Origin of the sequence: Acinetobacter indicus, from assembly GCF_009914475.1 — a bacterium.
Lineage (GTDB): Bacteria > Pseudomonadota > Gammaproteobacteria > Pseudomonadales > Moraxellaceae > Acinetobacter > Acinetobacter indicus.
Map to the genome: position 1 here is coordinate 2,470,189 of NZ_CP045198.1, position 12,888 is coordinate 2,483,076.

At 46.9% G+C, this 12,888-nt stretch carries 13 protein-coding genes; 5 read left to right on the forward strand and 8 right to left on the reverse strand.

What is annotated here, in order from left to right; genetic code table 11:
* Window positions 1–94: 94 nt before the first annotated feature.
* The 3 genes from GA693_RS14990 to mpl all read right to left on the reverse strand — a co-directional run bounded on the left by GA693_RS14990 (window position 95) and on the right by mpl (window position 2,710).
* Window positions 95–781 (reverse strand): zinc-binding dehydrogenase, encoded by a 687-nt coding sequence (locus GA693_RS14990; RefSeq protein WP_323843776.1) that lies wholly within the window; start codon window positions 779–781, stop codon window positions 95–97.
* Window positions 778–1,092, reverse strand: a complete 315-nt coding sequence (locus tag GA693_RS14995; protein WP_323843777.1) for an alcohol dehydrogenase catalytic domain-containing protein — start codon at window positions 1,090–1,092, stop codon at window positions 778–780. The genes GA693_RS14990 and GA693_RS14995 overlap by 4 nt, the downstream gene beginning before the upstream one ends.
* A gap of 250 nt (window positions 1,093–1,342) precedes the next feature.
* On the reverse strand, window positions 1,343–2,710 hold the full coding sequence (mpl, locus tag GA693_RS12200) for a UDP-N-acetylmuramate:L-alanyl-gamma-D-glutamyl-meso-diaminopimelate ligase (RefSeq protein ID WP_160240786.1): 1,368 nt from the start codon (window positions 2,708–2,710) through the stop codon (window positions 1,343–1,345).
* 254 nt (window positions 2,711–2,964) lie between these two features.
* On the opposite strand from mpl, the gene GA693_RS12205 reads away from it, so the two are divergent.
* Window positions 2,965–3,303: a DMT family protein gene (locus GA693_RS12205; RefSeq protein ID WP_005181069.1), complete on the forward strand. Its 339-nt coding sequence runs from the start codon at window positions 2,965–2,967 to the stop codon at window positions 3,301–3,303.
* Between the two features lie 3 nt (window positions 3,304–3,306).
* On the opposite strand, the gene GA693_RS12210 is transcribed toward GA693_RS12205, so the two are convergent.
* Window positions 3,307–4,587 carry a DUF2254 domain-containing protein gene (locus tag GA693_RS12210; protein WP_160240784.1) on the reverse strand — a complete coding sequence of 427 codons (1,281 nt, stop codon included), beginning with the start codon at window positions 4,585–4,587 and terminating at the stop codon, window positions 3,307–3,309.
* A gap of 288 nt (window positions 4,588–4,875) precedes the next feature.
* Here GA693_RS12210 and purE point away from each other — a divergent pair, with 288 nt between their 5' ends.
* From purE to GA693_RS12230, 4 genes are all read left to right on the forward strand, one after another.
* Window positions 4,876–5,388 (forward strand): 5-(carboxyamino)imidazole ribonucleotide mutase, encoded by a 513-nt coding sequence (purE, locus tag GA693_RS12215; protein WP_005181065.1) that lies wholly within the window; start codon window positions 4,876–4,878, stop codon window positions 5,386–5,388.
* 15 nt (window positions 5,389–5,403) lie between these two features.
* Entirely contained in the window at window positions 5,404–6,525 is a 1,122-nt protein-coding gene (locus GA693_RS12220; protein ID WP_075168298.1) for a 5-(carboxyamino)imidazole ribonucleotide synthase, read from the forward strand.
* Between the two features lie 14 nt (window positions 6,526–6,539).
* Complete coding sequence (locus GA693_RS12225; protein WP_160240782.1) at window positions 6,540–6,752, forward strand: hypothetical protein; 213 nt, start codon at window positions 6,540–6,542, stop codon at window positions 6,750–6,752.
* Window positions 6,753–7,260: 508 nt separating this feature from the next.
* Window positions 7,261–8,544, forward strand: a complete 1,284-nt coding sequence (locus GA693_RS12230) for a lytic murein transglycosylase (RefSeq protein ID WP_075168300.1) — start codon at window positions 7,261–7,263, stop codon at window positions 8,542–8,544.
* Window positions 8,545–8,586: 42 nt separating this feature from the next.
* Here the strand turns inward: GA693_RS12230 and GA693_RS12235 are convergent, their stop codons facing one another.
* The 4 genes from GA693_RS12235 to grpE all read right to left on the reverse strand — a co-directional run bounded on the left by GA693_RS12235 (window position 8,587) and on the right by grpE (window position 12,847).
* Entirely contained in the window at window positions 8,587–8,976 is a 390-nt protein-coding gene (locus GA693_RS12235) for a hypothetical protein (protein ID WP_171502390.1), read from the reverse strand.
* Window positions 8,977–9,096: 120 nt separating this feature from the next.
* A complete protein-coding gene (locus GA693_RS12240) occupies window positions 9,097–10,005 on the reverse strand; it encodes a matrixin family metalloprotease (RefSeq protein WP_160240777.1) in 909 nt (302 codons plus the stop codon).
* A gap of 233 nt (window positions 10,006–10,238) precedes the next feature.
* On the reverse strand, window positions 10,239–12,179 hold the full coding sequence (gene dnaK, locus GA693_RS12245) for a molecular chaperone DnaK (protein WP_005181052.1): 1,941 nt from the start codon (window positions 12,177–12,179) through the stop codon (window positions 10,239–10,241).
* Window positions 12,180–12,298: 119 nt separating this feature from the next.
* Window positions 12,299–12,847 carry a nucleotide exchange factor GrpE gene (grpE, locus tag GA693_RS12250; protein ID WP_005181051.1) on the reverse strand — a complete coding sequence of 183 codons (549 nt, stop codon included), beginning with the start codon at window positions 12,845–12,847 and terminating at the stop codon, window positions 12,299–12,301.
* Between the last annotated feature and the right edge of the window lie 41 nt (window positions 12,848–12,888).

The window sequence follows — 12,888 nt, forward strand, 5'->3', positions numbered from 1 at the left end:
ATAAAGACCTTAGTTGTAATCAATGATCACTTTCAGGGCTTTTTCATCTGAAGCGTGTTTAAATACCTCATAAGCCTTTTCAAACTGGTCAAATTTAAAATGATGGGTGGCCAGACGTTCCATCCAGTTTGCCGGAACAGCAGATTTTGAGCAGCATGCCGGTGGTATTGGCATTGACCAGACCGGTGGTAATGGTCAGGTTTTTAATCCAGAGTTTATTTAACTCGAAATTCACCGATTTGTCGTGTACTCCGACGTTGGCCAGATGACCACCCTCTTTGACGACATGCTGGCAAATATTCCAGGTGGCTTCTACCCCCACGGCTTCCATGGCGCAATCGACCCCGCGGCCATCGGTAATTTCCAGAATGCGCTGAATGGCATCTTCTTTGGCCGAGTTAATGGTATGGGTCGTGCCAAGTTCTTTGGCCATGGCCAAGCGGTTATCATCCCTATCTACTGCAATAATTTGCGCTGGAGAATTGAATTGTGCAGTCAGCAGACAACCCATCCCGATCGGGCCGGTACCAATAATGGCAATGGTATCGCCGGGTTTGACATTGCCATATTGCACGCCAATTTCATGCGAAGTCGGCAACACATCCGATAAAAATACCGCGACTTCTTCATTCAGTCCTTCCGGCAGCGGATACAGCGAGGTATCGGCAAATGGGGTGCGTACATATTCGGCATGGGTGCCGTCAATCATATAGCCCATGATCCAGCCGCCTTCATTGCGACAGTGCGCATAGAGCTGTTTCTGGCAGTTTTCAGTTTTCACAGGTACCGCAGCGGCTGATGCAGGAAATAATCACCCGGTTTGAAATTTTTGACCGCCGTATCGACTTCTTCGACAATCCCGATCCCTTCATGGCCGAGAATACGGCCATCAAACTGGCCGGTTTTTTCGATTGCGGTGCTTTCAATTTCCGGGTTTTTGCCTTTCCAGATGCCAAGATCGGTACCGCAAATCGTTGACTTGGTCACGCGGATGAGGGCATCGGTGGGTTGCAGAATCTGGGGACGTGGACGCTGTTCAAAACGGATATCATTGGCGCCATGATAAACCATGGCTTGCATTGCCTGGGACATGGTGGTCATCCTCTTGTTGTACTTATTGTGGGACAGCCTGCGCCTATTCACCTCATCAGGAACTGTGATGGCACAGGATGTGATCGTTCTAACTGAACAGGAGTTGATGACAAGTTTATCTCTAAAAAAACCTTTTTTATTCAGACATTTGTATATTTATTTTAATCTATTGAATTGTATGACAATAAAACAGGGCTGCAGTATTCTAACTACAGCCCCGTTGAATGATGTTTCAGGTCAATAAACGTGCTTAAGCCGATTTTAATGCGCTTAATAATTTCTGGTGCAGACCACCAAAACCGCCATTAGACATGATCACCACCGCATCGCCCTCGCCTGCTTCCTGGCTAACCGTGTGAATAATCTCATCCAGTGTCCGGGCAATTTTGGCATTGTTCGGAGCCGCAGCTACTACTGGCTGTAAATCCCAGTCCAGCCCTTCCGGTTGATACCAGATTACTTCATCGGCCAGACGTGCTGAATGTGCCAGTCCATCTTTATGGCTGCCCATACGCATGGTATTGGAACGTGGCTCAATAATCGCCCACAGTTTACGTTCACCTAGACGTTTGCGCGCGCCTTCCAGGGTGGTATCAATTGCCGTCGGATGGTGAGCAAAGTCATCATAGACTTCAATGCCGCGTACGGTATCGAGCAGCTCCATACGGCGTTTTACCCCGCCGAAATTGGACAAGGCCGCACAGGCCGTTTCAATCGATACACCAACATGCGCCGCCGCGGCAATGGTTGCCAGGGCATTGGCCACTGAATGCTGGCCGGTCATGTTCCAGCAGACTTCGCCCTGAACCACACCATCTTGCAGCACTTTAAAATGTGAGCCATCGGCCTGTAACTGCTCGGCAGATAGCGCGGCCTGGGCATGTGCAGTCAGTGAGGTGCGGACCACCGGTGTCCAGCAGCCCATTTCCAGCACTTCATCAATATGGGTTTCGGTAACCGGTGCAATAATGCAGCCTTCACTTGGAATGGTACGCACCAGATGATGGAACTGTTTTTGAATCGCCGCCAGATCATCAAAGATATCGGCATGGTCAAATTCCAGGTTATTTAAAATGGCAGTTTTCGGATGGTAATGCACGAACTTGGAGCGCTTGTCGAAGAAAGCAGAATCGTATTCATCGGCTTCAACACAGAAGTATTTGCCACCACCTAAACGCGCGCTTTCTTTAAAGCCAAGCGGAACACCGCCAATCAAAAAGCCCGGTTCCAGACCGGCCTGATCCAGCACCCAGGCCAGCATGGTGGTGGTGGTGGTTTTACCATGGGTGCCGGCCACGCCCAGAACATGCTTGCCTTGCAGCACATGATCGGCCAGGAATTGTGGACCTGAAACATAAGGCAGACCGGCATTGAGCATATATTCCACCGCATCAATACCACGTTTCATGGCATTACCGACAATCACCAAGTCCGGATGCGGCTGTAAATGGCTGCGGTCATAGCCCTGCATTAAGGTAATGCCTGCATTTTCCAGTTGGGTCGACATCGGCGGATAAACATTCTGGTCGGAACCGGTCACGGTATGTCCCAGATCACGCGCCAACAAGGCCAGAGAGCCCATAAAAGTGCCACAAATACCCAAAATATGCAGATGCATCCGCTGTTACTCCACTGCGTGTAGGACCGTACCATTCTTGTTGATGGCCTGGTCATGATGTATTGAATTGTCAGCAACGATAGCAAGGCTGTTTCGGAAAAGATAGTCATTCTTGTAGGGATTCGTTGACTGGAATCCGAAAAAATCAGGCATTTTCCAGGTGGATGCTAACCGTGAAAAAAATCCACATGGCCACACTGCTTTTTTAGCCTGAAACCGTACAATAGGCTGATGTTTTCTGGATGCTGCCGCCTATGTCCTTCCCTTTACTGCTGTTAATTATTTCCAACTGTTTTATGACTTTGGCCTGGTATGGACATCTGAAATTTTTGCATGGCGCGCCGCTGTGGCAGGCCATTTTGTTTGGCTGGATGATTGCCCTGCTCGAATACGCCTTTATGATTCCGGCCACGCGCTTACTGGCCCAGCATGGCTGGTCACTTGGGCAAATGAAAATTACCCAGGAAGTGGTGACCCTGCTGGTCTTTGTGCCGTTTATGCTGTATCTGTTCAAGCAGCCATTTAAACTGGATTATCTCTGGGCCGGTTTATGCCTGCTCGGTTGTGTTTACTTCGTTTTTCGCAGCAGTTAAGTCTTATTCAGGCTGTGGCAGATGCGGAAAAAGCGCGGCGAAATCTGCTTGAATCAGCGCCCGTTCTGGTGCGAAATCAAAGTGATGTAAACAGCGTTGTAGCACCTGCATCGCCATCTGCGTGGCCGCCTGTCTGAGTTCCGGTTCCGGCACATTCTGCGCAATCATCGACAGGCATTTCAGCAGGCGCTGATTTAACTCCAGATTCTGGGCACAATCGCGGGCCAGCGGCATAAAGCTGCCATAAATCAGGTCTTGCAGATCAAAGCACTCAATACTGAGATGCGGACAGTCACAGCGCGTCGCCTCCGGGTCCGGGCGACTGTCAATCAGAATCCGGGTCAGCGCATTCAGCGCGCTAATGCCAGAACCGACATCATTAATTGCACTCGACATGGCTTTTTGCCCGACCTCACTCATCACCAGCAGACAAAAACGCGGATCCTGCAGAAAACTGCGATTGGTTTCAATAATCAGATGCTGCAGAATCTGATCGCGGATCTGCTGTTGCTGTTCTTCGGACAGCGCCTGCGGGCTATAGACCTCGACCAGCGCAGTCATCGGATCTAAAAATTTGCCCGGCATAGATGGCAGATGTAAATGCAGTTGCTGCTGCGCGGCAATCTGCTCCAGTCCGGCCAGATCGACATGGTTAAAATAGCCGGTTGTGCTGCTATAGACGCAAAAGCTGGGCGCAAAGGCAGGCTTCTGCCCTGTTGCCCCCAAATCCGGTTGATGCCGGAACTGGCCCAAGGCCTTTTTGGCCGCAGTTTCAATCTTGTCGATGGTGGTGGTTAAATTGCCGAGTTTGGACAGGGTTTGTACCCAGTGAATCAGGGTATAAATCAGGTACATCAGCACCAGAATGGTACTGATAAACAGCACAAAACGTCCGGATGGACCGTAGTACTCCAGCCCCAGGGCAATTTTGGCAATCACTGCATAAATAAAAGCGGAAATAAAACTGGAAATGGCCAGCCGGGTGTTGTCATCGCTCATCATCAAGCTATAGGCACGTGGTGTGCCGCTGCTTGAAGCCGAAGCAAAAGCTGCCACCATAATCGACAATGAGAAGGTCGTCACTGCCAGCATGCTGGATGCAATAATATCCAGCAAGCTGCCCAAGGTGTCGATGCTGATATTCGGTACCGTACTGGCCGGAATAAAATACTGGCTGGCGATGGCAAATAATGAAAAAAATGTCGCAAAGATGGCACCCAGCGCCGGCATCAGCCATAAGTTTTCTGAAGGGTTTTGTAGCCAGATTTTAAGTTTGAACCACATGGAAACTTCCCTGAAAATATCTTTAATCTAATCTTAAGTTATTCATTACAAAAAGCTTTATCTTGATAGTTATAGCGTTTTTTTCACCGCTGTATGTCCTCTTTTTGTATTTTTGGCCTATTGCCATCATTGTATTTTCTTCAGTTTTACAAACAGATAATTTTAATCTTTATTCTTGCGCCGAACTTTAGCCAGCCGGTTTTTCAGTCTATAATACGGAGCTTATTCATTAAAGCTTGGCTCTCGTCGAGATTTATCTTTTTTCACTTAGTCTCTGGAACATTAGCAATGAATGCGGCCGCAGCACAAGACGCTCCTCTCGTTGGAATTATTATGGGTTCTCAATCTGATTGGGCAACTCTCGAACACACTGCCAATATGCTCAAGCAGCTTGGTGTCCCATTTGAAGCGGAAGTGGTTTCTGCGCACCGTACCCCAGACCGTTTATTCGAATATGCCGAAACTGCGCGTGATCGTGGTATTCAGGTGATTATTGCCGGTGCGGGTGGCGCTGCCCATTTACCGGGCATGTGTGCAGCCAAGACAGATCTTCCAGTGCTGGGTGTGCCGGTTAAATCTTCTATTTTAAATGGCGTCGATTCACTGCTGTCGATTGTACAAATGCCGGCCGGAATTGCGGTAGGTACCTTGGCAATTGGTCCGGCCGGTGCCACCAATGCTGCCATTATGGCTGCCCAGATTCTGGGTTTAACGCGTCCAGAGATTGCGAAAAATGTCGCTGATTTCCGTGCAGCGCAAACCGATAAAGTGGCCAGCAACAATATTCCGGGTCAGGCGTAATACGGGACATTCCTTATGAATAAAACCATTGGTATTTTTGGTGGTGGGCAGCTTGGCCGCATGATGGCGCAAGCCGCGTTACCACTCAATATTCAATGTACTTTCTTTGAAGCCAGTGCAGATTGCCCTTCTGCAGCTTTAGGTACAGTCTATTCAAGCGCAGCTGAACACGGTTTGCAGGATTTTATCCAGAGTGCAGATGTATTTAGCCTGGAATTTGAAAATACCCCACTGGCCGATGTCGATGTCTTGACCCAAAGTAAAGCGTTGCATCCGCCGCGTCAGGCGCTGGCGATTGCGCAAAACCGTTTGCAGGAAAAAGCCCTATTTGATGCGCTGCAGATTCCGGTGGCGCCGTATAAGGCGGTTGATTCGCTGGACAGTTTACAGGCGGCGGTGGCTGAATTAGGTCTGCCGATTGTACTGAAAACCGCGACTGGCGGTTATGATGGTAAAGGCCAGTTTGTGCTGCGTAGCGCCGATCAGATTGATCAGGCCTGGGCAGAACTTGGCCCTGCCGGCTCACTGATTGCAGAAAGTTTTGTCACCTTCTCGCGTGAAGTATCGATTATTGCGGTACGTGGCCAAAATGGCGATGTCAAAACCTGGCCATTGGCTGAAAACCATCACCATCACGGGATTTTATCGCACTCGATTGTACCGGCACCGAACAGCACTGACTTGCAACCGGTGGCGCAAGACTACATCACGCGCCTGCTGAATCATCTGAACTATGTTGGTGTGTTGACACTAGAACTATTTGTCACTGAAAAAGGCCTGTATGCCAATGAAATGGCACCACGCGTGCATAATTCAGGGCACTGGTCGATTGAAGGCGCAGTCTGTTCACAGTTTGAAAACCATGTCCGTGCAGTGGCTGGTTTGCCGCTCGGTTCGACTGAGGTGGTGCGCCCAACGGTGATGGTGAATATTATTGGTCAGCATCCAAAGTCGGAAGATGTGTTGGCGTTAAATGGTGCACATCTGCATTTGTACAATAAAACTGAACGCGAAGGCCGTAAAATCGGGCATATTACCCTAATGCCAAACGACAGTCGCGAACTGACGTCACTCTGCCGTCAGCTGGCGAAAATTTTGCCAAATCCGCTGGCCTTGAGTGAAGATATGAGCATTTAACTGCAGATTCGTTTATGAAAACAGCGGTCCCTCAGCGGGCCGCTTTTTTTATGCCAGAAATTCGGGCAAGATTGCGCTCTTTTTTCGCCAGCTGCCATTGGTCGGCTGGTTCAACAACAGGCTTGATTGCTTCAGTCCAGATCTTTTATAACTATAAATGGCTAAAAAACAAACATAAATACAGAGCATCTGAAAAAATTAAAAATGAATTCAAACACAGATTTTAAATTTAAATCTGAATATGCAGTTTGAATTTAAAATATCCGCTGAACTTTAAATTCAAAATTATGAATTCAAATCTGTTTGTAGTTTTAAATTTAAAATTTGAATTTAAAACCTGCGAAATAAATTCAAAAACTGCAATTTAAATTTAAAAAGTACAGATTTACGGTCCGGTGGATGGGTTTTGTGGATAAGTTTTCCTGAAATAAATTTAAAAATGATGATTTAAATTTAAAACCAGCGCTGTTTTGCAGGTGTGGATAACTTGTACTGGTTGAAGTCTGAAAAAATGAATTTACAAGAATGAATTTAAATTTAAAAAATAAGAAAACCTAGATTTGAATTTAAAAATACTCAAGATTAGATCTGTGGATAAAATTTTTTAAATTCAAAACTGAAATATGAATTTAAAATGAAGCAAAATAAATTTAAATTTACGTTTTTACCCTGTCATTTTATGGCTCAGCTGTTATGGTAAAACCAGTTTTAAATTCAAATGACATAAGGGATAGTATGCATCGCTTTGCTTTTGTTTTCGGATCTTTGGCATTGGCTGCATCTCAGCTACATGCAGAACTGATTATTAATGGTCAGCCGGTCACCACTACGGCGCCGGTGCCAAGTACCATCCAGCCTCAAAATAATTTCCAGGTCTGTCTGGCCAATTTGCGCGGCCAGGCCATGGCCAAGGGCGTCAGTGGCAGTACTTATGACCGCTATACCCAAAATTTAACGCCAGATTATTCCGTGATTGAACGCCTGAATTATCAGCCGGAATTTTCGACGCCAATCTGGGATTATCTTTCCGGTCTGGTCGATGAAGAACGCGTACAACTGGGCCAGCAAAAACTGGCCGAGCACCGTGAGGTACTGAACCGGGTTGCAGCAGCTTATGGTGTACCGCCAGAAACCGTGGTCGCGGTATGGGGTGTAGAAAGTAATTTTGGTGATATTTCTGGCCGTTATCCGTTATTGCAGGCCTTAGGTACTTTAAGCTGCGAAGGCCGTCGTCAGAGTTATTTCCGCGGCGAATTCTTTGCCGCGATGCGTATTTTACAACGCGGTGATGTGCGTGAAGATCAGCTCAGAGGCTCATGGGCCGGGGCATTTGGTCATACCCAGTTTATGCCATCGACCTATGAAGAACTGGCAGTGGATTTTGATGGTGATGGCCGCCGTGATCTGGTATCAAGCACCACCGATGCCTTGGCATCAACCGCCAATTTCCTGAAAAAACGTGGCTGGCAAAGCGGACAACCGTGGGGCTTTGAAGTGAAATTGCCCGCAGGCATGTCGGTCAGTGGAGAAGGGCGCCGCAATAAAAAATCCTTAAGCAGCTGGGTCAATCGTGGGCTAGTACGAGCCGATGGAAGTGCCTTGATTCAGGGCAATCTTTCAGGCAGCAGTCAGGCCGGTTTGCTGACACCGGCAGGCGGCAATGGCCCGGCTTTCCTGGTGTTTAAAAACTTTGATGCCATTTACAGTTATAACGCCGCGGAAAGTTATGCCTTGGCCATTGCGCATTTATCCGACCGTTTACAGGGCAAAGGCCCGTTTGTGACGGCATGGCCTACCGATGATCCGGGCACTTCACGCGCAGAACGTCGTGAAATCCAGCAGTTTTTATTAAATCGCGGTCATGATATTGGTGCGGTAGATGGCCTGATTGGTGATAAAACCCGTCAGGCGATTCGTCAGGAACAGATCCGCCTGGGCTTAAGTCCCACCGGGCGTGCCGGACAGCAGGTGTTACGCGCTTTTCGTAATGAAAATGCCAAACTGATGATGCTGCAATAAATAAATATGCAATGAAAAGGGCGCCTTATGGCGCCCTGATGTTTATTCAATATCTGAGGTATCAATCTTCACGGCTTCTAAAATATCAAAAATGACCGTGGTTACATCCTGACTCAAATCACGGTTGTTAAACACCTCATAGGCCGTAATGGTGACATCGGTGTCGCTTGGCAGCAGTTTTTGTTCTTCTTCAATCAGGTGATTAACCGGCAACAGGGTCTGTTTGATTTCTAAATGCAGGATATCTTCAAACTCGACATTTTCTTCTTCGAGTTCAATCATTTGCTCATTAAAATACGGCAATAGAATAGAGTAGAGATACGGTTGAATATTGACGATATCAAACAGTTCAATATCACGCGTTTGTTCAATCGTGCTGATGTGGTCATTTACTTCAATCAAAATATGGTAGTAACTCACATTAATCTCCACAAACATTCCTGTTGAAATTGCGGCTTTCACAATAACATGAAATAGCCAGAGAGGGCAGTGCTGTTGGCGATAAAGCCCCGGTTTTCTAGATTAACTTGTAATGAAAAGCATCAAATGTATTTAACGCTGCTGCAAAAGCGCCAAATCGGCGGCAGTTAGTTGAAAATGATCCAGATTTTGCTCTTGCATGAGAGGATGCATCAGGGCATGTGGATCATGGGTATGCCCCAATCCCAAGGCGTGACCGAATTCATGTGCCAAGGTTAAACGCAGGTCGGCGGCTGACTGAAACTCATAGATGAGAATAGTTTTGCCATCAAAACTGCCTTTATCAAATAAACGCGGCTGAAAGCGCTGGTTAAATTGCTGCACCGAAGCATCAATTGACTGATTCAGCTGGTTGAGGGCATCGATCTGTTGGTTCAAGCCTGCAATACGCACATTAAACTGTTGAATTTCAGCCTGTAAACTGGCGGTTTGCTGTTCAAGTTGCTGGCGCTGCTGGTTTAAAGAGCTGCGCTGTATGGCTGATGCACCGCCTTGCTGGTTCAGCTGCTGCACCTGCTGGTTATAGGCATTCAGCTGTTGCTGTAACTGGGCATTTTTAAAAGCCAGCTGCTGGTTCAGTTGCTGAATCTGCTGTTTGACTGTCTGTACTTGGGTCTGTTGGCGTTCCCAATGCTGCTGCTGTTGCTCAATCTGGCCCATCTGTAGGCGACGCTGTTCCGATTCATATTGGCGTTCATCATAAATCAGGCGGATTGCCAGTCGTGCTTGTGGATCATAGACAAAATAGTCCTGACCAGTACCCTCTGTCCAGATTTGTGTGGCCTGTTGGGCCAGTTGCACTACCTCGGCATGACTTAAACCAAAGCGCGGGTCCACTTCGGCAATCCGGTAACGCAGCCGGGTATCCAAAGGTGCCTGAATCCGGGTCAGCAGGCTGTTGTGCTGCAGCTGCGGATGCTGCTGGTTCTGATACCACAGCATGGCGGACAGCAGTAACACAATCAGGATTAAGGGACGCATCACGCAGATTGGGCTTCCTGTAGAGAGGGGATAATTAACTGCACATCCGCATCTGTGATTGACCGATTTTCTTTCCTTTATATAGCAGGAGAAAAGGATCAAAAGCAGAGTAGGCCAGATGGGGTGTCTAACTAGCTTAAAAAAGCCGCAGAGATGAAACAAGTCTTTTTTGCTTTCAAGCAGATATAAAAAAAACCGCGCTTACGCGCGGTCTTTTTGTTTAAAGCGACAAATTATTTTTTGTCATCTTTCACTTCAGTGAACTCAGCATCTACAACGCCATCGTCCGCTTTTTGCTGTTGGCCAGCATCACCACCGAAGGCATTCGGGTCAAAACCTTGCGCACCGCCTTGGCCTTGAGCTGCTTCATACGCACGCTGTGTAATTGGCATGATGATGTTTTGCAGCGCTTCAGTTTTCGCCTTGATCGCGTCAACATCATTTTCTTTGGTTGCTGCTTCAAGTTCTGAAACTGCTGTTTCTACCGCAGTTTTCTCATCAGCAGTCACTTGTTCGCCAAGATCTTTTACTGCTTTTTGAGCAGAAGAAACCAGGGCATCTGCTTCGTTACGTGCTTTTGCCAGTTCTTCAAACTTACGGTCTTCTTCAGCATTCGCTTCAGCGTCTTTGATCATCGCTTCGATTTCAGCATCAGACAAACCTGAGTTTGCTTTAATCTGGATCGATTGCTCTTTACCCGTGCTCTTGTCTTTCGCAGACACTTTCAAGATACCATCGGCGTTGATGTCGAACGATACTTCAATTTGTGGCACACCACGTGGTGCAGGTGGGATATCACCCAACTGGAAGTTACCCAACAATTTGTTTTGTTGAGCCATTTTTCGTTCACCTTGGTAAACCGAAATGTCTACTGCAGGTTGGTTATCTGCCGCTGTAGAGAACACTTGTGATTTTTTCGCAGGGATTGTGGTGTTTTTCTCGATGATTGGAGTTAACACGCCACCCATTGTTTCAATACCAAGTGTAAGCGGTGTTACGTCAAGTAAAAGAACGTCGTTCTTGTCACCCGAAAGTACAGCACCTTGGATTGCCGCACCCATTGCCACAGCTTCGTCAGGGTTCACGTCTTTACGTGGCTCTTTACCGAAGAACTCTTGTACTTTTTGTTGTACAAGTGGCATACGAGACTGACCACCAACCAAGATTACGTCAGAGATGTCAGAAGTCGAAAGACCTGCATCTTTCAGTGCAATACGGCAAGGTTCGATGGTACGCGCAACCAGGTCTGCAACCAGACCTTCTAATTTCGCACGTGTTACGTTGATCACCAAGTGTTTAGGACCAGTCGCATCAGCTGTGATGTATGGCAGGTTGATTTCAGTTGCATTTGAAGAAGAAAGCTCGATTTTTGCTTTTTCAGCCGCTTCTTTCAAACGTTGTAACGCCAGTGGATCGTTTTTCAGGTTGACATTTTGTTCTTTCTTGAACTCTTCAACCAGGTAATCGATCAATGCGTTATCGAAGTCTTCACCACCTAAGAAGGTATCACCGTTAGTCGACAATACTTCGATTTGCTGGTCGCCATCAAGATCCGCAATTTCAATGATGGATACGTCGAAAGTACCACCACCCAAGTCATAGACTGCAACTTTACGGTCGCCTTCTTTCTTGTCCATACCGAACGCTAACGCCGCAGCAGTAGGTTCGTTGATGATACGTTTAACGTCTAAACCAGCAATTTTACCGGCATCTTTCGTTGCTTGACGCTGTGCATCGTTGAAGTATGCAGGAACGGTTACAACTGCTTCAGTAACAGTTTCACCGAGGTAATCTTCCGCAGTTTTCTTCATTTTTTTCAGAACTTCTGCAGAGATTTGCTGTGGTGCTAATTTTTTGTCGTTAACTTCAACCCAAGCATCGCCATTGTCTGCTTTGATGATTTTGTATGGCACCAGACCGATATCTTTTTGTACCGCTTGGTCTTCATAACGACGACCGATCAGACGTTTGATTGCGAACAATGTGTTTTTCGGGTTAGTTACTGCTTGACGTTTCGCAGACTGACCGACCAGGATTTCGCCATCTTTATACGCAATAATAGATGGAGTTGTACGCGCGCCTTCAGCGTTTTCAATTACTTTAACTTTATCGCCTTCAAGTACCGCAACACATGAGTTGGTTGTACCTAAGTCAATACCAATGATTTTAGCCATTTGGATGTTTCCTCAAAAATTTTATTGTGCTTTACACTTGTTATCCGATATGAGAGCCGTTCAATTTTTTTCAAGTTAAAAATATGAAAAAATTTCACCAACTCCCGAATTTATGAGGCTTAAGCGCCGACCATAACCATTGCAGGACGCAATAAACGGCCATTTAAGCTATAACCTTTTTGCAGTACGTTGCCAATTTCGTTGGCTTTGGCTGTTGGATCAATGCCCACCGCCTGATGTAAATCTGCATTGAAACCGTTCGCGGTATCTACCGCCACAATGCCGAATTTCTCTAAAGTCGTCAGCAGTGATTTCAGCGTCAGTTCCACCCCTTCAGACAGCGGGGTTTTTTCTTCGCCAGCTGCGGCAATAGCACGTTCCAGGTTATCTACGCTATCGAGCAGTTCTTTGGCAAATTTCTCCAGCACTGCTTCTTTATGCTTTTCAGATTCACGCTGAATACGCTCGACACTCTTTTGCGCTTCATACACTGCATTGGCGGTACGCGCTTTTTCAAGTTTTAAATCGCCTTCGAGCTGCGCAATCTGTTCTTGTAAAGACTCAACGGAAACGTCTGCCTGCTCGGTTTCAGCTTGAGTTTGGGTAGTATCTTGTTCTACTTGCTCTTGTTGCAGATCTTGAGCGTCTTGGTTGTGCTCGGTTGCCATTGATTTACTCCGTTTAAATGGGTTCTTAAACATGTACAGTC